Source organism: Thiomicrorhabdus chilensis DSM 12352 (assembly GCF_000483485.1).
GTDB lineage: Bacteria > Pseudomonadota > Gammaproteobacteria > Thiomicrospirales > Thiomicrospiraceae > Thiomicrorhabdus > Thiomicrorhabdus chilensis.
This window is the reverse complement of sequence record NZ_KI519609.1, coordinates 1888092-1910031: the sequence shown is the minus strand read 5'-3', so window position 1 is coordinate 1910031 and position 21940 is coordinate 1888092. Positions and strand designations below refer to the sequence as shown.

Annotated in this window: 18 protein-coding genes; 15 read left to right on the top strand and 3 right to left on the bottom strand. The window is 47.9% G+C overall.

The window, feature by feature from the left end:
* Window positions 1-46 precede the first annotated feature (46 nt).
* A complete protein-coding gene (locus B076_RS0109140; protein ID WP_038150519.1) occupies window positions 47-2509 on the top strand; it encodes a methyl-accepting chemotaxis protein in 2463 nt (820 codons plus the stop codon).
* Window positions 2510-2576: 67 nt separating this feature from the next.
* Here the strand turns inward: B076_RS0109140 and B076_RS0109135 are convergent, their stop codons facing one another.
* Window positions 2577-3371 carry a metal ABC transporter permease gene (locus tag B076_RS0109135; protein WP_028487042.1) on the bottom strand — a complete coding sequence of 265 codons (795 nt, stop codon included), beginning with the start codon at window positions 3369-3371 and terminating at the stop codon, window positions 2577-2579.
* Window positions 3371-4183 carry an ATP-binding cassette domain-containing protein gene (locus B076_RS12600; protein ID WP_038150518.1) on the bottom strand — a complete coding sequence of 271 codons (813 nt, stop codon included), beginning with the start codon at window positions 4181-4183 and terminating at the stop codon, window positions 3371-3373. The genes B076_RS0109135 and B076_RS12600 overlap by 1 nt, the downstream gene beginning before the upstream one ends.
* Window positions 4184-4281: 98 nt before the next feature.
* On the opposite strand from B076_RS12600, the gene B076_RS12595 reads away from it, so the two are divergent.
* From B076_RS12595 to lpxC, 12 genes are all read left to right on the top strand, one after another.
* On the top strand, window positions 4282-5265 hold the full coding sequence (locus tag B076_RS12595; RefSeq protein ID WP_051347278.1) for a zinc ABC transporter substrate-binding protein: 984 nt from the start codon (window positions 4282-4284) through the stop codon (window positions 5263-5265).
* Window positions 5262-6002 carry a hypothetical protein gene (locus B076_RS0109120; protein ID WP_028487041.1) on the top strand — a complete coding sequence of 247 codons (741 nt, stop codon included), beginning with the start codon at window positions 5262-5264 and terminating at the stop codon, window positions 6000-6002. Before B076_RS12595 ends, B076_RS0109120 begins: the two co-directional genes overlap by 4 nt.
* A 119-nt stretch (window positions 6003-6121) precedes the next feature.
* Window positions 6122-7609, top strand: a complete 1488-nt coding sequence (sufB, locus tag B076_RS0109115; RefSeq protein ID WP_038150517.1) for a Fe-S cluster assembly protein SufB — start codon at window positions 6122-6124, stop codon at window positions 7607-7609.
* A gap of 60 nt (window positions 7610-7669) precedes the next feature.
* Window positions 7670-8428, top strand: a complete 759-nt coding sequence (gene sufC, locus B076_RS0109110; protein WP_028487039.1) for a Fe-S cluster assembly ATPase SufC — start codon at window positions 7670-7672, stop codon at window positions 8426-8428.
* On the top strand, window positions 8394-9755 hold the full coding sequence (gene sufD / locus B076_RS0109105) for a Fe-S cluster assembly protein SufD (RefSeq protein ID WP_028487038.1): 1362 nt from the start codon (window positions 8394-8396) through the stop codon (window positions 9753-9755). Before sufC ends, sufD begins: the two co-directional genes overlap by 35 nt.
* Before the next feature lie 6 nt (window positions 9756-9761).
* On the top strand, window positions 9762-10991 hold the full coding sequence (locus tag B076_RS0109100; protein WP_038150516.1) for an aminotransferase class V-fold PLP-dependent enzyme: 1230 nt from the start codon (window positions 9762-9764) through the stop codon (window positions 10989-10991).
* Window positions 10992-11014: 23 nt separating this feature from the next.
* Window positions 11015-11359 (top strand): hypothetical protein, encoded by a 345-nt coding sequence (locus B076_RS0109095; RefSeq protein ID WP_028487036.1) that lies wholly within the window; start codon window positions 11015-11017, stop codon window positions 11357-11359.
* A gap of 149 nt (window positions 11360-11508) precedes the next feature.
* Window positions 11509-12903, top strand: a complete 1395-nt coding sequence (gene murC, locus B076_RS0109090; protein ID WP_028487035.1) for a UDP-N-acetylmuramate--L-alanine ligase — start codon at window positions 11509-11511, stop codon at window positions 12901-12903.
* Complete coding sequence (locus tag B076_RS0109085; protein WP_028487034.1) at window positions 12903-13808, top strand: D-alanine--D-alanine ligase; 906 nt, start codon at window positions 12903-12905, stop codon at window positions 13806-13808. The genes murC and B076_RS0109085 overlap by 1 nt, the downstream gene beginning before the upstream one ends.
* Window positions 13809-13853: 45 nt before the next feature.
* Window positions 13854-14579 (top strand): cell division protein FtsQ/DivIB, encoded by a 726-nt coding sequence (locus B076_RS0109080; RefSeq protein ID WP_084205749.1) that lies wholly within the window; start codon window positions 13854-13856, stop codon window positions 14577-14579.
* A gap of 21 nt (window positions 14580-14600) precedes the next feature.
* Window positions 14601-15848: a cell division protein FtsA gene (gene ftsA, locus B076_RS0109075; RefSeq protein ID WP_028487032.1), complete on the top strand. Its 1248-nt coding sequence runs from the start codon at window positions 14601-14603 to the stop codon at window positions 15846-15848.
* A 227-nt stretch (window positions 15849-16075) separates the two neighbouring features.
* Complete coding sequence (gene lpxC / locus B076_RS0109070) at window positions 16076-16996, top strand: UDP-3-O-acyl-N-acetylglucosamine deacetylase (protein WP_028487031.1); 921 nt, start codon at window positions 16076-16078, stop codon at window positions 16994-16996.
* A 95-nt stretch (window positions 16997-17091) separates the two neighbouring features.
* Here lpxC and B076_RS0109065 read toward each other — a convergent pair whose 3' ends face one another.
* Window positions 17092-17478 (bottom strand): DciA family protein, encoded by a 387-nt coding sequence (locus B076_RS0109065; protein ID WP_028487030.1) that lies wholly within the window; start codon window positions 17476-17478, stop codon window positions 17092-17094.
* Between the two features lie 189 nt (window positions 17479-17667).
* Between B076_RS0109065 and secA the strand changes: the two genes are divergently transcribed.
* Both secA and argJ read left to right on the top strand, forming a co-directional pair.
* Window positions 17668-20400, top strand: coding sequence for a preprotein translocase subunit SecA (secA, locus tag B076_RS0109060; protein ID WP_028487029.1), 2733 nt, complete (start codon window positions 17668-17670; stop codon window positions 20398-20400).
* 290 nt (window positions 20401-20690) lie between these two features.
* Window positions 20691-21899 carry a bifunctional glutamate N-acetyltransferase/amino-acid acetyltransferase ArgJ gene (argJ, locus tag B076_RS0109055; RefSeq protein WP_028487028.1) on the top strand — a complete coding sequence of 403 codons (1209 nt, stop codon included), beginning with the start codon at window positions 20691-20693 and terminating at the stop codon, window positions 21897-21899.
* The last annotated feature ends 41 nt before the right edge of the window (window positions 21900-21940 follow it).

The window sequence follows — 21940 nt, the reverse complement described above, 5'->3', positions numbered from 1 at the left end:
ATTTGTTATAAAAATATAGAATAAGTAGAAATACAGAGGATTGGAAATGACTATAAAAACTCGGATGATAATCGGTATTGCCGGTGCAATATTTTTCTTACTGGCCAGTAATCTTGTCACCCAGTTTTTGATCAACGAGACCAACCGGACGGTTGACCAGATCATTAAAGTCAATGGCGTCAAACTTTCCTTGCTGAATAATTTGAAAAGCGTGTCCGATGAACGTGCGGTATTGCAACGCAATCTGGTTCTAGTTGAAGATCCAGAACGTCAAGCGGAAGTAAAAAAAGGTCTGGATGAAAGCGCTAAACAGATTTTCAACATTTTTGAGCGTTTGAATCAGATTAAGCTGGATAAGAAAGAGAGTGAACTCTACGAAGCTTTGAAATCCAATGTTTCAAGTGCCAATGCCGTATTCGGCAGCTTTATGATGGCGGTGGACGAAGAGTTTACCGAGGAAGCGATTGATATTCTCATGAACGACTTCCAGAAAAAATATTTAGGTTTTACTAAAATCGTTAAGGAATTCCGCGATTACGAGGTGGCGCAAAATTCTTTGGCAGTGTCCAAGCTGTATAAAGAGCAAAATAGCGGTGAAATCCTTATCTGGTCTTGGTTGGCCATCAGTGTGGTGCTCTTCAGCCTGGTGGGCTGGTTTGTCGCCAGAAGTTTCCTGAGACCCATTAATGCAATTGTCTCAACCGTAGATACCATTTCTAAAAGCGGTGATTTGAGTCATCGCGTGCAAGTCTACGGTAAAGATGAATTGGCTCAAGTCTCAATCGAGATGAATGATTTGTTCAGTCGCATGGATAGTGCGATTGCCGATGTAGTGGAGGTCATGCAGGAGATAGCCCAAGGCCGTTTTGAGAGACGAGTTGAAGTGGGCAAAAGAGGCCAGTTTTTACTGTTAAAGGATGGGGTCAATCAGTCTTTGAATCAAATTGATGGGGTGATGTCGATGCTTCAACAGACGGCCAATAATTTCCGTTCCGGAGAGTTGGATGTGGCCAAGTCAGATACGGTTGAGCTGAAAGGGACCTTCTCGGATGTGCTTTATGATTTGGATCGATCCGCTGTGCAGATGCGCGCCACTTTGGAGAGCATTGCGCAAACCCTTAATGCATTGAGTTTGGGTGATTTTTCGGTGCGTTCCGAAGTGGATGCTCGTGGTGATTTCATCCCATTGAAAGAGTCCATCAATACAACACTGAACGATTTGGAACAGTTTGTGGATGAAGTGGCTTCTGTTCAGGCTAAAATCAGCGAAGGTGATCTGACGCAGAAAGTCAAAGGCTCCTATAAAGGCAAGATGGCGGTGCTTAAGGATTCGATGAACAGTTCGGTCTCCAATACCGAAATCATGGTCGGGAAAGTCGGCGCCATAGCCAGTTGCGTCGCCGACGGAGCCGATGGTTTGGCCAAGGGCAATGAGCAGATTTCACACAGTATTCAGCAACAGGCTGCTGCGTTGGAAGAGACTTCTGCGACCATGGAAGAGATGACTTCCACCGTACGTCAGAACGCCGATAACGCGCAGCAAGCCAACCATGTGACCGGTGATGCCCAGAAGCAACTTGCGGAAGGTTTGAAAACCATGCAGGAAGCTTTGGAGTCTATGACGGAGATGTCGGCGGCCAGTCAGAAGATCAACGATATCATCACGATTATCGACGGCATTGCCTTCCAGACCAACTTGCTGGCATTGAATGCGGCGGTTGAAGCGGCCAGAGCGGGTGAGCATGGTCGAGGCTTTGCCGTGGTGGCCGGGGAAGTCAGGAATTTAGCGGGCAAATCGGCGGAAGCCGCCGGCGAAATCAAAGGCTTGATTGAGAACAGCGTCAAAATCAGCCAGACATCCGGGCATTATGTTCAGCAAACCAGTGATGTGATGGGCGTAATCAATGACAGTATGCAGACCGTTGGACAGATGATTTCAGAAATCAGCCAGGCCAGTATTGAGCAGGCCCAGGGGATTGAGCAGGTAAACCAGACTATTTCTTCCATGGATCAGATGACGCAACGCAATGCTTCCGTGGTCGAGAAAGCGGCTGAAAGCAGTGGGGAGCTGTTGTCGGATGCCGAGATGCTGAGGGATCAGGTGGCGAGCTTTACCGTCGATCAGGACAATCAAAACAGAATGCAACGTTTGGTTCGCCATCATGAAGCCAGTCAATTTGAAAAAATGATTGAAGCTCACCAGTCTTGGAAGTCCAAAATCCGTGGCTTCGTTGAAGGAGTGGATATTGGCGTCACTTATGAAACCGCTACCGACCATACTGCGTGTGCGTTGGGTCAGTGGTATTACGGAGAAGGGCAGGCGTATATGCATTTGCCTTTGATGCAGGCCTTGGGTGATGAGCATATGGAAATGCATCAGGCCATCAAGCAGGTCATGGATGCCAAGCAGATAGATGATCTGGAGAGCGTTGAAGCCGGCCTGGCTGCAGTCGACAAGCACAGTGAGAAGGTAGTTGAACTGCTCTACGGATTAATTGATTCTCTTTAACGCTATTAAGTGTTGTGCCGCATAAGTGTTTTGTACGCGGCAAACTAACTCATGCCTCGAGCTGGTTTCAGCCCGGGGCTTTTTTGATTAGGAGCAGTAGAAAAATTAAGGTGGCGACCAGAACAATGGCGGGTCCGGTCGGAATGTCCAGGCTCATTGAGGTCAGCAGCCCAAGAATGACTGAAGAGATTCCCAGCAGTATGCTGAATAGCAACATCGCTTCGGGTGTTCTCGCAAGTCTTCGTGCGGCCGCTGCGGGAATGATCAGCAGTGAAGTCACCAGCAGGACGCCGACAATTTTCATCGACAGCGCAATCATCAAAGCTAACAGCAGTACGTACTGCAATTGAATGGGTTTGACGCGAATGCCTTCAACCTGTGCCAATTCAGGATTCAGCGTGATGTTGAGAAGATCCCGCCAATGGTAAAGATAAAATATCAAGGTGATGAATCCTACCGAAAAGATTAAAATCAGATCAGATGGGGTGACGCTGAGTATGTCACCGAACAAATAACCCATAATGTCAATTTGCACGGTATTTTGCAGACTCAAGGTTGCCAGCCCCAAAGCCAGACTGCTGTGAGCCAGAATGCCCAGCAAGGTGTCCGAGGAGAGCTGGGTTTTTTGTGCGAGTTGGTGGATTCCGAATGCAATCAGCATGGAGAAAATCAATACGCTTAATGTCAGGTCAATTTCCCAGAACAACCCTAGGCTGACGCCAAGTAGTGCGGAGTGCGCCAAGGTAGCCCCGAAATAAGATTGTCGTTGCCAAACCATGAAAACGCCTAAAGGGGCAGCAATAACCGCGATGCCCAAACCACCCAAGAGCGCAAAAACCAGAAAGTTGGGGAACCACTCCATTAATGCCCCTCCTTGTCTTGAGTCGCTTGGGAGGCCGAACCGTGCGTGTGTCCGCATTGCGAAGAATCATGATGGTGTTCGTATAGGGCCAGTTCTTCCGCTCCTTGGCCGAAAATGGCAAGAAACTCCGGCGATTTGCTGACACTTTGTGGTGTGCCCGAACAGCATAGATGTTGGTTAAGGCACAAAACCTGGTCGGTATTTTTCATGACTATGTGCAGGTCGTGGCTGACCATGAGGATGCCCAAATTTCGCTCTCTTCGCAATTCATTGATGAAATGATAAAGTTCCGTCTGGCCTTGTAGGTCGACGCCCTGTACCGGTTCATCCAATACTAACAGCTCTGGATTGCGAATCAGTGCACGTGCCAGCAGAATGCGTTGCATTTCACCGCCGGAAACGTTTTGAATCGGTTGTTCGAGCAGGTGTGCGATATTGAGTTCCTCGACTACGGATTGTATCTCTGTGGTATCATGCGCGCTGAAATTGAAGTGGTTTTTCCAGCTTTTAGGTTGGGTGGATGATTTGGTGCGCCCGAGATTTAAAAAATGTTTGACGGTCATTGGCAAAGTTGGATCAATCTGGATTTTTTGCGGCATAAAGCCGATGCGCAGATTGGATTTTTGCCAAACATCACCCGAGGTCGGGCGTATCAATTTAAGTAATATTTTTAATAGAGTCGACTTGCCTGCACCGTTGGGTCCAATCAGGGTCACGATCTCTCCTGCGTGAATTTCTAAGGAGATGTTTTGCAGAACTTGGTTTTCGTCAAAGCTGTGTGAGATTTGAGTCGCTTTAATCAGTAGGGACATAGAGGTTAGGGTCGGTTGTCGATTCGGTAATATAATGCCCTCTATTTTATAGATAATTTCAGCCGATTGCGTAAATTAATCGGGGTGGGAACGGACGGATGACACGAAAAATGCAAAAAATAGTGGGTTTGCTATCGATTTTATGGGTTTGGCCTCTTTATGCCGTTGAAGTGACAGTCAGTATTCCGCCATTGGCGGGGATTGTTGCCCCCTTGTTGGAGGATGACGATCGTTTGAATGTGTTGCTGGACCCAGGCGTTTCGCCACACGGGTTTCAGTTAAAGCCTTCTCATTTGTGGGCACTGCAGAAAAGTGATTTGGTTTTGACGGTGGGCACTCCGGTGGATGCTTGGTTGGATAAGTCTTTGGCGCATGATTCAATGCCAGTGTTGAAAATGCGCGATTTGAATGGTGTTGAGTTGTTGCCGATTCGTCGGGGCGGCGTTTGGGAAAAAGCGGATCAAGCCAGTCATGATCATGATCATGAGCGAGAACGTGATCACGATGAAGACAAGGTGAGCGATGCGCTTAAGAATTATGATGGGCATCTGTGGTTGAGCCTGCATAATGCCAAGCTTTTGATTCAGGCCGTCAGCTTGCATTTGCAAAGCCTGAAACCCGAACGGAAGCATGCGATAGAGCGTAAAACCGAGATTTGGCTGGCAGAACTTGAAAGGGTCGATCAGGCACTTAGGCAACAAATGGCTTTGTTGAAGGATAAGCCTTTTATCGTGCTGCATGATGCCTATCAGTATTTTGAGCGGTATTATGGCTTGAACGGTGTTGGTTCGATTCGACTTAATCCCGCTTTGTCCCCCAGCCTAAAACGCATTCAAAGCCTGAGGAAAAAAATATCCCAGCACAATGTCCATTGCGTTTTCAAGGAGCCCCAGTTTCCTGAAAAAAGGGTTTTGGCGGTGATTTCAGGCCTTCAGGTAAAGGTCGGAAGTTTGGATCCGATGGGGGTTTATCAGCCAGGAACACAAACAATTGAGGTAAGGTACCGTCCTTATGACGAACTGTTGATCAATATGGCACAGGCGTTCGATGCATGCCTGGCGGGTTCAATGGAAAAGCCATGACGGAATGTCTGAATATTTCAAACGTGTTGTTGTTGGGATTGCCCGGAAGCGGTAAAAATACTGTCAAACAGGCCTTGATGACTCGATTCGAGCTGCCACAGGAGGCAATTTCTGTCGCCTCAGACTGGTCTTGCCAAGACTTATCTCAATATGAGCAGGCCTGGTGTGTGATTGATATGCGGGCACGATTTCTGTTGGATGAGACCAGTTTGGCATTCAAGCAACTGGAAACGATGCTTCACAACGCAACGGGTGTTGTGTTTAGTTTTTCAGAAGCGGCTGAATTGGATAGGCAAAGTGCCTGGGTACAGTGGGTTAAGCGACAAAGGCCGGGATTGCCGGTGGTGCGTCTCAACCAGAACGACTTCCCCAGATCTTGGTCAGGCTTTGAGAAGGTTCCGCAGTTTACGGTAGCTAAGTGCCGAGATTCAGCGCTCTCGAACCTGGAACATTCATTTGAAACGCTTGAGTTTAGGCTCGACAAGGTGAGTCTGGATCATCTGTTGATGGGATTGGACAATTCCAGAGAGAATTTAGGCATGCAGATCTGGCGTGTCCAGGCGGTGTTGGCGACCTATGAGTATGAGAATTTGGTGGCCATTGAGGGTACGCCATTTGGTTGGGATACTTACGCGGCCGATTCAAGACAGCAAGAAGGTTATTTAAGAATTGAGGGAGTCGGTCTGCAAAAAGACTGGTTGGATGAGATTGTTAAGGCAAGTTCCTTTAGGGTGTAGGTGCTTGAAAAGTAAGAATAAAAGCCGCACGTATATAATTCTTTAATGGCCTTGATGTAGACATTTATAGAATAACCAACTAAAATACTATGAAATTAAATCTTAAGTGAATAATATCCATGTCTGAAGTGCAAAATAACGCCGAATTGACTCAGTACCAAGAGATTAACGATCTGCTGAGTAAGAATAAGCATTACAAAGAAGGCTTTGTGACCACTGCCAATGTCGAGACCTTTGAAAAAGGCTTGAATGAGACGGTGGTGCGCGCCATATCCGCAAAAAAGAACGAACCTCAATGGATGTTGGATTTTCGTTTAAAGGCTTTTGAACACTGGAAAAGCCTGGAAGAGCCTCATTGGGCTAAAGCAGTATATGAGCCGTTAGACTATCAGGATTACAGCTATTACTCTGCACCGGAATGCAGTGCTTGCGGAGACGCCTGCGGTACTGAAGCCCAACAAGAGGGCATTGATCCGGAAGTGGCGAAAGCGTTTGCCGCCTTAGGCGTACCGATAGAAGATGAAAACTCAAATGTGGCGGTTGATGCCATTTTCGACTCTATTTCCGTCTCCACCACCAAACGTGAAGAACTCGCCAAGTTGGGAATCATATTTTGCTCTTTTTCGGAAGCGGTCCAGGATTATCCGGAGTTGGTGCAGAAATATCTAGGCACGGTGGTGCCTTATCATGACAACTATTTTGCCGCTTTGAATTCAGCGGTGGCTTCCGATGGTACCTTTGTATACATTCCTGAAGGTGTACGCAGTCCGATTGACCTCTCCACCTACTTCCGGATTAATGAGGCCAAAACCGGACAGTTCGAGCGTACCATCTTGATTGCAGATAAAGGCAGTTATGTGAGTTATCTGGAAGGGTGTTCAGCCCCGGTTCGTGACACCTACCAATTGCATGCGGCGGTGGTTGAGGTCATTGTTCATGAGGATGCCGAGGTCAAATATTCAACGGTGCAAAACTGGTATCCAGGTGATGAAGATTGTGAAGGTGGAATTTTAAATTTCGTGACCAAACGCGGTATTTGTGAAGGTAAAAACTCAAAGCTTTCGTGGACTCAGGCGGAAACAGGATCGGCTATTACCTGGAAGTATCCGAGTTGTGTGCTCAAAGGAGATAACTCCATCGGCGAGTTCTATTCCGTAGCGCTGACCAATCGTCGTCAGCAGGCCGATACCGGAACCAAAATGATTCACATCGGAAAAAACACACGAAGCACGATTATCTCCAAGGGGTTGTCGGCGGGAAAAAGTGATAACACCTACCGAGGCATGGTCAAGATTACCCCCACGGCCGAGGGAGCGCGTAATTTCACACAGTGTGATTCGATGCTGATTGGCGACCAGTGTGGAGCCCATACTTTTCCCTACATCGAGGTCGAAAATTCGACTGCTCAGATCGAGCATGAGGCAACCACTTCGCGAATCGGTGAAGACCAGTTGTTTTATTGTCAGCAGCGAGGAATCAGTGAGCAGGATGCGATTTCAATGATCGTGAACGGTTTCTGTAAAGAGGTATTCAGTGAGTTGCCTCTCGAATTCGCGCAAGAGGCCGAAGAGTTGCTCGCCATCAGCCTGGAAGGATCCGTAGGGTAAATCTGAAAACAGATCTGCAACGGATGAATTACATTACATCAATTAAAAGAATTTAAAGCTATGTTACTAAAAGTTGAAAATCTCCAAGCTCAAATTGACGAAAAACAGATTTTAAAAGGGCTCAACATCGAAGTGAAGCCAGGTGAGGTCCACGCCATCATGGGACCGAACGGATCGGGGAAAAGTACCTTTGCCAACGTACTGGCCGGCAGAGATGACTATGAGGTGACCGAAGGAAATGTTGAATTCGACGGGGAAGACTTATTGGAGATGGACCCGGAAGAGCGTGCCAGAAAAGGTGTGTTTTTAGCCTTTCAGTATCCGGTCGAGATTCCCGGTGTCAGTAATAAATTGTTTATGCAAACTGCAGTCAATGCGGTGCGAGAAGAAAAAGGCTTGCCGGCGTTGGATATGTTTGACTTTGATGAGTATGCCCAGGCCAAAATCGATCTGTTGGGTATGAGTGCCGACCTGCTGGAACGTTCCGTCAATGTCGGTTTCTCAGGTGGCGAGAAAAAACGCAATGATATTTTCCAGATGGCATTGCTCGAACCAAAGTTATGCATTCTTGATGAGACCGACTCCGGTTTGGATATCGATGCCTTGCGAGTGGTCGCAAACGGGGTGAATGCGTTGCGTTCTGAAGCGCGTAGCTTTATTGTCGTCACCCATTATCAGCGTTTGTTGGATTACATCAAGCCGGATCACGTCCATGTCTTGTTCAACGGTAAAATTGTCAAGTCAGGTGGTTTTGAGTTGGTACATGAGTTGGAGGAAAATGGTTATGACAACATTATCCAGCAGTACCTGGGGGAATAAGCCATTGGCCAAGAAGTTCGCACCAGTCGTCAAAGCTGCCATGGAGCATTATGCTCAGCTGACGGACGACCTAAATAAAATAACTGAAAATCCCGGTCTTGCTTCGTTGCGAGAAACCGCTAAACAGCAGTTTCTACTGCAGGGCTTCCCTACCCGTCGTGACGAGGACTGGGGGTATACGAAATTAACCGACTTCATTCAAAAACCTTTTCGTCTTGAGGCCGGAATCCATGTGACCCATAACGACATCGAAGCCTATCTTCCAGATTACCCGGCGGTGCGCATTGTGATGGTCGATGGCTGGTTCAGCGAAAGCCTGTCTGACGATTTGTCTGGTCTTCCGAAAGGCGTGACCATCGAATCCGTTTGTGATGTATTGGAGACGCCTGAGCTGACAGATAGAGTGACTCATCAGGAGAAACAGATCGAAGATGAGCCTTTTGGTGTTTTAAATACGATGTTGTTAAACGATGGGTATTACCTACAAGTTTCCCGAAATGTCAGTATGGAAATGCCGATTTTTGTTCTGCACGTTCAGGCACAAGATCATCAGGTTTCCAATGTTCGCAACCGGGTATTGTTGGAAGAAAATGCCGAACTTACTCTGGTGGAGTCGTTTGTGAGTCTTAATGCCTCTGAGTCAGAATTCTCCGGGTTCACCAATGTAGTGACCGAGATAGAGGTTGGGCAGGCTGCACGTTGCAAACAGGTTGTACTTCAGGCTCTGGCACCACGCAGTTATTACTTCAATAATCAATTCATTGAGCAGGCAGAAAACAGTGTGTTGAATACCTTGTATGCCGGGATTGGTGGTCAGACATCACGCCATCAAAACCATCTGAAAATGAATGGCAAGAATATCGAAAGCAGTCAAAACAGCGCTTGTTATGCAGAGGATTCTCAGATTATGGATTCTCGCACCTATACCGAGCATAATGAGTTCAATGGTGTAAGTCGACAGCTGCATAAATATGTTTTGTCGGGTCAGGCTGTCGGAGTCTTTGATGGCATGATCAAGGTCGCACAAGCGGCTCAAAAAACCGATGGGCAAATGGATAACAAAAACCTGCTGTTGTCGGACAGTGCTCAAATGGACACCAAGCCAAAGTTGGAAATCTATGCGGACGATGTGAAGTGTTCGCACGGTTCGGCCACCGGTCAGATCAATCGGGATCAAATCTTCTATCTGCAGGCTCGCGGCATCCGCAAGCCACAGGCGATCAGAATGATTACCGAAGCCTTCTTGCTTGAGCCTTTGGAAACGGTGAGTCAACCGGCGATTCGTGACTGGTTGGCGGGCGCGCTTTCACAAAAGTTGAACGGGTAAACGTCTATGGCTGAAACCTTGTTGGATTTTTCTCAAGTTCGCGCGCAGTTTCCGATTTTGGAGCAGACTGAAAACGGCCACCCACTGGTGTATTTGGATGGCGGAGCAACCTCGCAAAAACCCCTTCAGGTGATTGAGGCAATCGACACCTATTATCGGAAACAAAATGCCAATGTGCATCGTGGTGTTTATGGTTTGAGTGAGCGTGCCACCGAATTGTATGAAGGTGCACGTGAGATTAGCCGCGGCTTTCTGAATGCCCGCTCAACCAAAGAGATTGTGTTTGTGCGGGGAACCACAGAAGCCATTAATCTAGTGGCGCATAGTTGGGGGCGTATGAATCTTCAAGCCGGGGATGAGGTGATTGTCACGGAGATGGAGCATCACTCGAATATCGTGCCTTGGCAATTGTTGCGTGACCAACTTGGAATTCGTTTGACGGTGTTGCGTATGAACGACCTGGGTGAGGTCTGTATGAACGCCCTGAAAGGACTGGTTTCCGAAAAAACCAAACTCTTGGCTGTCACTCACATGTCCAATGCTTTGGGAACCATCAATCCGGTTAAGGAGATGGCTGAAATCGCCCATTCAGTCGGGGCTAAAGTCTTAGTGGACGGTGCCCAGGCCACACCGCATATGCAGGTTGATGTTCAAGACCTGGATTGCGATTTTTATGCCTTGTCAGGGCATAAAATGTATGGCCCGACCGGAATAGGAGTGCTCTATGCCAAAGAGGCGCTTCTGGAAGTCATGCCGCCTTACCAAGGCGGTGGGGATATGATTTATTCGGTAACTTTTGAGAAAACCGAATATAACGTTCTGCCTTATAAGTTCGAGGCGGGTACCCCGAATATTGCCGGCGCAATCGGTTTGGGAGCGGCAATGCAGTTTATGCAATCCATTGGGTTGGATCGGATTGCGGCTTATGAGGCAGAGCTGTTGGCTTATGCAACCGAGCGCCTTAAAGAAATTGAGGGCGTACGCATTATCGGTGAGGCTGAAAACAAAGGGGGAGTGATTTCCTTTGTGCTGGAGGGGGTTCATCCGCATGATATGGCCACCTTAATGGATCAAGATGGTTTGGCGGTACGTGCTAGCCATCATTGTGCCATGCCGGTCATGCAGCACTTCAAAGTGCCTGCGACGATTCGTGCCTCCTTAGGCGTGTACAATAATCGCGAGGATATTGACCGTTTGGTGGCCTCCATTCTCGATGCAAAAGAGATGCTTCTTTAGAAAATTTGGTGTAAGGTTGCTTTATGACAACCGAACCGCAACCTTTGCACTGGATTCAACTGGAATTGATTCCACTGCCTTCCAGTGAGCCGAAATTCCCTGAACTGCTTTTATGGTGGAACCCCGATGAAAAACGTCTGGAGGGCCAGGGAGCAGAATCGATTTTGCAATTGATCGATGATGCCATGGCGTTAAAGCGTATTAATGATTCGCGTTTCAATCATGTCGAATTGACGGATCCTCTTGCCAAACCTTCTGAATTGGCTGCGATTCTGGCGCAATATTTTTGGGTAATTCCCCAACCGGTAAAGTCACCAGGCCTGCCTGATTCCGAATTTTCTGATAAAGATTCACGAAATCTGCAGTGAGGTGAAGTCATTGCTCTCTAAAAAATCTTTGATATCGTCGATTTATTCCATTAACCCCAAGAATGCTACGTCTGTGCGAGAAAAGCACGGTATCATATTGTCATAAATTAACACGCATTTTACGATTGGTTTTACAGAAGTGGTTTTGAATGAAAGAGAAAGTTAAGCAGATTCATTTTGTTGGTATTGGCGGTGTCGGTATGGCTGGCATCGCAGAGGTTTGCTTAAACTTAGGCTATGTGGTCAGCGGATCGGATTTGAAGCATAATCCCACCGTGGCCCGCTTAATAGAACTGGGCGCTTTGATACAGCTCGGACACAATGCCGAACATGTTCAACAGTCCGATGTTGTGGTGATCTCAACCGCGATTCCAAAAGACAATCAGGAAGTCGCCTGGGCCAAAGAAGCCCGTGTTCCGGTGATCCCGCGTGCGGAAATGTTGGCCGAGTTGATGCGCATGCGTTTTGGCATCGCCATTGCCGGAACGCATGGCAAGACCACGACCACCAGTCTCACCGCGGCGGTTTTAACCCAGGGAGAGCTGGATCCGACTTTTGTAATCGGCGGTCAGCTCAATCAGGTTGGAGCCAATGCACGCCTGGGATCCAGTCATTATCTATTGGCCGAAGCCGATGAGTCCGATGCCTCTTTTTTGCATTTGTCACCCATGATGTCGGTTATCACCAATATTGATGAAGACCATATGGACACCTATCAAGGGGATTATCAAAATCTTGAAAATACCTTCATAGATTTCATTCAGCAGCTGCCTTTTTACGGTTTGGCGATTGTTTGTCTGGACGACCCCAATGTCAGAAACATGCTTCCCAAATTAACCCGTAAATCCCTGACTTACGGTTTTGATGAGGAGGCTGACATACGTGCAATTAATGTTCGTACGGTGGGTTTGCAGATGTTTTTTCAGGTATTGGTGGGGCGAGAAAAAAGTTTTGAAATCACCCTGAATATTCCCGGTTTGCATAATGTACAAAATGCACTGGCCGCTATTGCAGTCGGTTTGGAACTGGGGGTCGAGATTGAGGCCATTCAGCAGGCATTAGCGGAATTTGGCGGCGTTGGACGCCGTTTTGAGGTCTACCCTAACCGAATCATCGCCGGCCATAAAGTGACTTTGGTGGACGATTACGGGCATCATCCGACTGAGTTGACGGCCACCATTCAGACCGCAAAAGAGGCCTTTCCCGGTAAACGTCTGGTATTGGTGTTTCAGCCGCACCGTTATTCCCGAACCCGCGATTTGTTTGACGATTTTGTACAGGCTTTATTGGAACCGGATGTGGTGATTTTGACTGAAGTGTATGCGGCAGGAGAGGCTGTAATTCCGAGTTTTGATACCAAAGCACTGCTTCAGGCGATGCGTTTACGAGGTGGGCAGCAGGGAATTTACGCCGAGCACTTTGATCAACTTGAAGAGATTGCCGCTGATGTGCTTCAGGACGATGATGTGGTGTTGATCATGGGGGCTGGAAATATTGGGCAATTGGCCAAGAGTTGGCAGGTGTCAGAAGAGGGTAAAGCGTAGTGGAGTTCGGTAGAGTTGCAGTGTTGATGGGAGGCAAGGCCGCAGAAAGGGAGATTTCTTTGAGAAGCGGCCAGGCCGTATGCAAAGCGTTGCAGCATCAGGGCATTGATGCGACCGCCTGTGATGTGACGGATATTGAAGGCTTGCAAGCCGTTGCCCGGGAATACGACCGTGCCTTTATCGCCCTACATGGCCGTTGGGGGGAAGACGGCACGGTTCAAGCCATTTTGGAAGACTTGGGGCTGCCATACACGGGCAGTGGCATGGCCGCTTCCAGCGTGGCGATGGATAAATTGCGAAGCAAGTGGATGTGGCGTGGAGCCGGTCTGCCGACACCGGAGTTTGTATGGGTGAGCGCTGATCTGCCTTTTGATGCAAGCCAGTTTTCAATTCCGTTTCCGGTCATTGTCAAACCTTGTCACGAGGGCTCCAGTATTGGCATGCGCAAGGTGGATTCAATGGAAAAGTTGCAGGAGGCGGTAAGTTTTGCCCAGCAATTTGATTCCGAAGTGCTGATTGAACAATGGGTTCACGGACGCGAGTTCACGGTGGGAATCTTGAACGGAGAGGCCTTGCCGTTGATTGAGTTGAAGACTACGCATGATTTTTACGATTTTGAGGCCAAATACCAATCCAATGATACCCAGTACATTTGTCCCTGTGAATTGGATTCAGCTCTGCAGGCAAATATTCAACGTTTGTGTATGCAGGCGTTTTCGGTAATGGGGGCTCGTGTGTGGGGACGAGTGGACGTGATGCTTGATGCGAAAAATCAACCGTGGCTGATCGAGTTGAATTCCGTGCCGGGGATGACCGACCACAGCTTGGTGCCGATGGCCGCCAAACAGCAAGGCTTGAGCTTTGAACAGTTGGTTGTTGAGATTTTGGCAAGCACGTGCGATTAGTTGGGTTTGCGGAGGTGAGAAACATGTTTGGACGGAAAAACTGAGATGAAGGGGCGCAGGTTCTTGTGGATGAGTGGTCTCGGGTTGGTTTTATTCGGCATTGCGATCTGGCTGTTATTTCATCAGGAGCTCAGCAGTAAGCGACCGATAGAAGAGTTTCATTTGAGCATGGAGCTTAAAGAACTCGATAGGGCGCAGGTGGATGAGGTGCTTGAACCCTATTTAGGGAAGTCTTTTTGGGATGTTGAGCTGAATAAGATTCAAGCCGATCTGGTCCGTTTGGATTGGGTGAGTCAGGCAGTGGTCAAAAGAAGTTGGCCTGATCAGCTCAAAATCAGTATCGTCGAGCAGAATCCGGTAGCGCGCTGGGGAAATGACGGGTTGGTCAACCACAAGGGGGAAGTGTTTTTTCCCAATAACTTGCAAAGGTTTGAGCATTTCGTCAGGCTGGAGGGACGGATTGAAAATTCGGCAGGCCTGTTGGCAAAGCTGGCGGAATTTCAGCAGAAGTTGAATGAGATCGGTTGGACCGTTGAGCGTTTGCAAGAAACGGCAAACGGCGTGTGGGAAATTCATATTCTGGATGGGCCGACCCTGATTCTCGACCAACAAGATCAGCATCATAAATTTCAACGGTTTTTGGCCGCCTACCCCGATTTAAAGAATGGCTTTAGAAAATCAGCACAAGTTTATGATTTACGCTATAGTAATGGTTTTGCAATAAAGCTTAAAGAAGCTAAGGCTTCTACGCTGTCAGATAACAATCGTTAAGTGGGAAAGGTAAAGTAAAGCATGGCTCGTAAACAACAAGCTTCAAACACGGTCGTGGGTTTGGATATTGGTACTTCAAAAATAGCCGCCATCATCGGCAAAATTAAGTCGGATGGTGAAATTGAAGTTGTTGGCATGGGAACTTATCCATCCAGAGGGTTGAAAAAAGGCGTGGTCGTCAATATCGATGCCACGGTTGAATCAATCCAGAGGGCGATTGATGAAGCGGAACGGATGTCGGGTTTTACTGCCGAATCGGTCTATGTTGGAATCGCCGGAAGCCATATCAAGAGCTTTAACTCTAACGGAATGGTCGCCATTCGCAATCAGGACGTGCAATCGGAAGACATCGAGCGTGTCATGGATGCGGCTCAGACCATTGCCATTCCCGGTGATCAGCGTGTTCTTCATATTCTTTCCCAGGAGTACATGATTGACAACCAAGGCGGCATTCGCGAGCCTGTGGGCATGTCGGGTGTGCGACTTGAGGCCAAAGTGCATATGGTGACGGCATCCGTCAGTGCGGCTCAGAATATCATCAAGTGTGTTGAACGCTGCAACCTGGGGGTGTCTGACATTATTCTCGAGCAACTCGCCTCCAGTGAATCCGTGCTTTCGGAAGATGAGAAAGAACTTGGCGTCTGCCTGGTGGATATCGGTGGGGGAACCACCGACATCGCCATTTTCCATAATGGCGCGATCCGCCATACGGCCGTGATTTCCGTCGCAGGAGACCAGGTAACCAATGATATTGCAGTCGCTCTGAGAACCCCAACTCAGGCGGCAGAAAGCATTAAACGTCAATACGCTTGCGCGCTTCCGCAGTTAATCGACCAGGACGAAGAAATTGAAGTCGCCAGTGTCGGAGATCGACCTTCGCGCTGTTTGTCTAGAAGAACTTTAGTGGAAGTCATTGAACCTCGATATGAAGAGCTGTTTCAGTTGATTCAAGCGGAATTGCGTCGCTCAGGTTTTGAAGATATGCTGGCCGCTGGTGTCGTGTTAACAGGTGGAAGTGCCTTGGTGGAAGGGGCAGTTGAATTGGCCGAAGAGGTCTTTCATATGCCGGTTAGATTGGGATATCCGCAAGGGGTTACCGGGCTGATTGAAGAGGTGAACAGCCCTTCATACGCGACTACGGTTGGCTTGTTGATGTACGCAAAAGAACATGTCGGCGATTCCGCTTTTGAAGAGCAATCCTCCAAGTCGGGTATCGGTGCGGAAGATGTCTTCAACCGCATGAAAAACTGGTTCAAGAAAAGCTTCTGATTCTCCTTTGAAAGAGGCATTCGCATTTTTATTGTGATGCCTTTTTGCATTTCTTTCATATTCGGATGGTGCTCCGATTCCAGAAAAAATCAAGGTGTCAAAAGTGACTCTTGTGTTAAAATTACACAAATTTTTATGAACCTACTCTTTTGCCCAGCAGAGAATATTTAAATGACTCTTGCCAGCAAGTGTCTTGTTGGTAATTTAGTCAAAAAAACGAGTTGTCAGTGAATCAAAGAACTCTAGCGAATCCAATTAAAGCCAAAGGCATTGGATTACACACCGGTCATGAATCGATCATGACACTTCGCCCGGCCCCACCGAATACCGGAATTGTCTTCCGTCGTGTAGATTGTGATCCCGTCATTGAATTTAAAGTCTCTCCGGAAATCGTCGGGGAAACCATGCTTTGTACGACAATCGTCAAAGATCAGCCTCAAGGGCGCGTTAAGATTGCCACTATTGAGCACTTGATGTCGGCTTTGGCCGGGGTGGGAATCGATAACGTCTTTATCGATATCACCTCGGACGAAGTTCCGATCATGGACGGCAGTTCGTCACACTTTATCTTTTTGCTGCAATCCGCTGGGGTCGAAATACAGCCTGTTGCAAAACGGTTCATTCGCATTCTGAAATCGATCCGCGTCGAAAATGACAAAGGCGGGTCAGCCGAATTTAATCCCTATAATGGATTCCGTTTGAATTTTTCAATCGAATTCGACCATCCGGCCTTCAGCACGACAGCTGAAAAAATGACCCTGGAGTTTTCCTCTACTTCTTATTTCAAAGAGGTGAGCCGCGCCAGGACTTTTGGTTTTATGAAGGACATGGAGATGTTGCGCCAAAGGAATTTGGCTTTGGGTGCAAGCCTTGAAAATGCCATTGGATTGGATGACCAGGGTGTCATGAATGTCGAAGGTTTGAGAGACAAGGACGAGTTTGTGCGCCATAAAATTCTGGATGCAGTGGGTGATTTATATATGATCGGGCATCCGATCATTGGTGAATTCACCGCTCATAAATCCGGCCATGCCCTGAATAATCAGTTGTTGCGCGCTTTGCAAAGCTGTCCTGAAGCTTATGAAATCGTGAGTTTTGACAAAGAACCTTCACCGATCCAATACGGCAGCAGCAAGATTCTGGTGTAATTGTGTTTTGGATTTCGGAGTCATTTTAAGCAGGCCTGTTGGATTTGCTTAAGGCTCCAAACAACCTTTATTCTTTTCCTGAACGGTCACAACGACTAATCGGTATGTTGGCTTCTCTGGCTCAGTTTGTTGAGCGCCGCCTTGAGTCCTTCCGACTCAACTTTTTCCCCTAAAAGACGCATTTCTTCGGCATCCTGTTGGGTCGGACATGTGGATACCTTTCTTTTCTTGGTGGGCGGGACGCTGATAGGAATCACTCGGATTCGGGTTTTGTTCAATTGCAGATGCGGAAAGTGCGACTGGTAGATGCCCAGTAGATTGGGCTCGTAAAAGCGCAGCTGGGTTGACCAGATGTTGTCGTCGATCTGTAAAATTAAACACTTGTCTTCAAAGGTAACGCCAATCAGATGGGGTTTTAACTCGTCAGGCAGACAGTCTTGGCCAACTTCCAGAAGCGCTTGAAATAATTGTACTTCCTGCATTAAGTTTTCTAAGAGACCGCTTTGTTTATTTAATAAGGGTTTCATAATGTTATAACCGGCAGATGTGTTAGAATATTTGCCATTTTACAGCATTCTTATTTATGGCTTGAGAATTTGCAGCAATCGTTTTTCTCATTCTTAAATATGAAATATCACTTAGCTAAAAGTTTAAATCGGAAACCACTCTAAATGGCCTTAAATATCTTCAAAAAATTATTTGGTAGTCGTAATGAACGCATCTTGAAGCGCTATCAAAAGAATGTCCAAAAAATCAATGAATTAGAAGCCTCTTTCGCGGAGCTCAGTGATGAGCAAATTCAGATTAAGACCGAAGAATTTAAAGCGGCGCTTGCCAATGGAAGCTCTTTAGATGACATTTTGCCTGAGGCCTTTGCGGTGGTGCGTGAGGCCGGCAAGCGCGTTTTTGGCATGCGCCATTATGACGTGCAGTTGATAGGCGGCATGGCGTTGCATGACGGCAAGATTCCCGAGATGCGTACCGGTGAGGGGAAAACACTGGTTGCGACATTGCCGGTTTACCTGAATGCGTTATTAGGTAAAGGGGTGCACGTTATTACGGTCAATGATTATTTGGCAAAACGTGATGCGGAATGGATGGGTCAGTTGTTTGAGTTTTTGGGACTGTCCACCGGCGTGATTTTGAGTGGCCAATCCCAGCAAGAGAAGCAGCTTGCTTATGCGATGGACATCACCTACGGCACCAACAATGAGTTTGGTTTCGATTACCTGCGTGACAATATGGCGATTTTCTCATCCGAAAAGGTGATGCGTGGTCAACATTTTGCCGTGGTGGATGAGGTTGACTCGATTCTGATTGATGAGGCCAGAACGCCGTTGATCATCTCCGGTCCTGCCGAAGACAAATCCGAACTTTACCGCACGATCAACCCGTTGATTAAAGAGTTGGAGCAGGGCGAAGAGGATCATGAAACCAAAACCTCTACGGGGGACTTCACCATTGATGAAAAGGCCAAGCAGGTTTACCTAACCGACCAGGGACACGAGAAAGTTGAGCAGATGCTGACAGAAGTCGGCTTGATTGGTGAAGATGAAAGCTTGTATGACGCAACGCATATTGGTTTGATGATTCATATCAATGCCGCTTTAAGAGCCAACCTTCTGTTTGAAAAAGATCGTGACTACATCGTCCAGGACAATCAAGTCATCATCATTGACGAGTTTACCGGGCGCAAGATGGAAGGCCGCCGCTGGGGGGATGGTTTGCATCAAGCCGTAGAAGCCAAAGAAGATGTCAAGATCCAACAGGAAAGCCAGACGTTTGCCTCCATCACCTTCCAGAACTATTTCCGTCAATATGAAAAACTGTCCGGAATGACCGGGACAGCGGATACCGAAGCGGGCGAATTCCTTTCGACCTATAAGCTGGAAGTGGTGGTGGTGCCGCCTAACAAACCACCTATGCGTCAAGATCTGCCCGATTTGATTTTTTTGGATATGGAAGGAAAATTTGCGGCCATTGTGGAAGACATTCGTGAGACCCAGAAGCGTCAACAGCCCGTCCTGGTGGGGACGGCTTCGATTGAAATGTCGGAATTGCTGTCGCGTCTGTTGACTAAAGAAGGCATAAAGCACAGTGTGTTGAATGCCAAACAGCACGAAAAAGAGGCAACGATTATTGCCATGGCAGGGATGCCGAGTGCGGTGACCATAGCCACTAATATGGCGGGGCGCGGAACCGATATCGTTCTCGGGGGCAATCTGGAATTAGAAATTCAGAACCTTGAGAACTCGACCCCGGAAAAAATTGAGAAGGTGAAAGCCGAGTGGCAGGAACGCCATAACTTCATCCTCAGCGTTGGCGGTTTGAAAGTGATTGGTTCAGAACGTCATGAATCGCGTCGTATCGACAATCAGTTGCGCGGCCGTTCAGGACGTCAGGGTGATGTTGGGGTCACGCGTTTCTATTTGTCGCTCGACGACGACTTGATGCGCCGTTTCGCATCGGACAAAGTCAAATCGATGATGAAGCGTTTGGGCATGAAATCGGACGAAGCGATTGAACACAAGATGGTCACTAAATCGATCGAGCGCGCCCAGAAGCAGGTGGAGCGCATGCATCAGGATGAACGTGCCAACCTGTTGAAGTTTGACGACATCTCCAATGAGCAGCGCAAGGTAGTGTATGCGCAGCGTAATGAGCTGATGGAATCTGATGATGTCACCGAAACCATCGACTCCTTGCGTGAAGAAGTGATTAACGGCATTACCGACATGTATATCCCACGTGGTTCGCTGGAAGAGCAGTGGGATGTGCCCGGGCTCGAAAAAGCGTTGCATGAGGAGTTGGGTGCACAACTGCCGATTCAGTCTTGGCTGGATGAGGATAAAAACCTTTATGAAGAGAAGTTACGTGAAAAACTGGTAGAGGAAATCAGTCAGCAGTACCAGACTAAAATGTCCGTGGTGGATCCGACGACCCGACACCATTTCGAGAAAGAGGTGCTGCTTCGAACCATTGATAAACAGTGGCGTGAGCATTTGGCGGAAATGGACTACCTCAGAAGAGGGATCCATCTTCGTGGTTACGCACAAAAAGATCCTTTTCAGGAATACCGACGTGAATCCGGTGATTTGTTCCGCACTTTCTTGGATGAGGTCATGCATGAGACGGTTAAGGTCTTGTCTCTGGTGCAGATTGAAGGCTCCCAGGACGTTCAGGATTATGAAGAGCAGCAGGTGGCAGAACGTCCGACCCAATTGGAAGCGACGCACCCCAGCGCTCAAGGCATTGCCGATGCGATGGCCGCAGAATCCGATCGCCATGAAGAGGATGAACAAGAGGGCACCTACCGACGTGAGATGCCTAAGGTGGGGCGCAATGACCCTTGCCCTTGTGGCTCGGGTAAAAAATACAAGCAGTGTTGTGGTAAATTGTCCTAAACCTGTTTTAATTTTATGTACCTAAAAGCCCACTTTAAAGTGGGCTTTTTTGATTTGCAGGAACAGCAATTCGCGTTATGATGCGTTTATTGTTTTATGAGAGCTTTGCACGAGTAGGACGCGAAGGAAAAATGAGAGAAAATTTGGCTGATTGAGGCGGAAAAGGCAGCTAATAGCTCGCTATTAGCAAGTTTTTCAACAAAAATCAGACGAGTTTTAGCCATTTTTACTCGTGTATCTATCTCGTGCAAAGCTCTCTTTATGTTATTAGATTCATGAGGAAGCGATTCATGTCACAAGCAAACCCGATTCACCCCGTTGCCGGTTTTTATCTGGGAGCGACCCAAGCAAAAATTAAAAAGAACGGTAAAACCGATCTGGTGGTGATCGAGTTATGTCCGGAGGCACTGACCGCCGCCACCTTCACACAAAACGCTTTCTGTGCGGCTCCGGTAACGGTAGCAAAACAGCATTTGCAAGATTCTCAGCCGCGCGCGCTCTTGATTAATAGCGGTAACGCTAATGCCGGAACTGGTGAACAGGGTTTGCAAGACGCCTTGCAGAGTTGTGAGTGGGTGGCCAGTGAGCTTGGGTGTTCAAAGGAAGAGGTTCTGCCTTTTTCAACAGGGGTGATTGGTGAGAACTTGCCGATGGAAAAAATTCACCTTGGTATTGCGCAGGCCTGTTCAAATCTGGCGGTTACCGGTTGGGAAGAGGCTTGTGCAGGCATCATGACCACCGATACGGTGCCCAAGATGATCAGTAGACGCTTGGAGATAGAAGGCCACAGCATCAGCCTGACAGGTATTTCTAAAGGTTCGGGCATGATTCATCCAAATATGGCGACCATGCTTGGCTTTGTCGCAACCGATGCGAAGATTACGCAGGCCTGTCTGCAGGCTTGTTTGTCGGATGCGGTTAAGGTCTCCTTTAATCGTATTACGGTGGATGGTGACACTTCCACAAATGATGCCTGCACGCTGACGGCGACCCAGCAGGCGGACATGCCGGTGATTGATTCGGTGAATTCTGCGACTTACCAGCTATTCGCAACAGCGGTGAAGGAGGTCATGGTCGAGCTTGCGCAAATGATTGTCCGCGATGGTGAAGGCGCGACCAAGTTTGTCACAGTGCAAGTAGACGGCGGGCAAAACGAACAAGAGTGTCTGCAGGTTGCCCATGCGGTGGCTTTATCGCCTTTGGTTAAAACGGCGTTATTCGCTTCGGATCCAAATTGGGGGCGCATCCTGGCAGCCGTTGGTCGTGCGGGTGTTGCATCGTTGGATATTGACGCCATTGAAATTTATCTGGGGGATGTCTGCATTGTTGAACATGGCGGCAGAGCAGATTCCTATACTGAGGAAGCTGGCCAGGCGGTGATGAATGAAACCGATATCGATATCACCATCAAGTTACACCGTGGCGCGGTTTCGGAAACTGTATGGACGACCGATTTTTCGTATGACTATGTGAAAATCAATGCCGAATATCGCAGTTAAATCAATTTCTTGTCGTGATTCTTGGTTTGATAAAAGCCCCC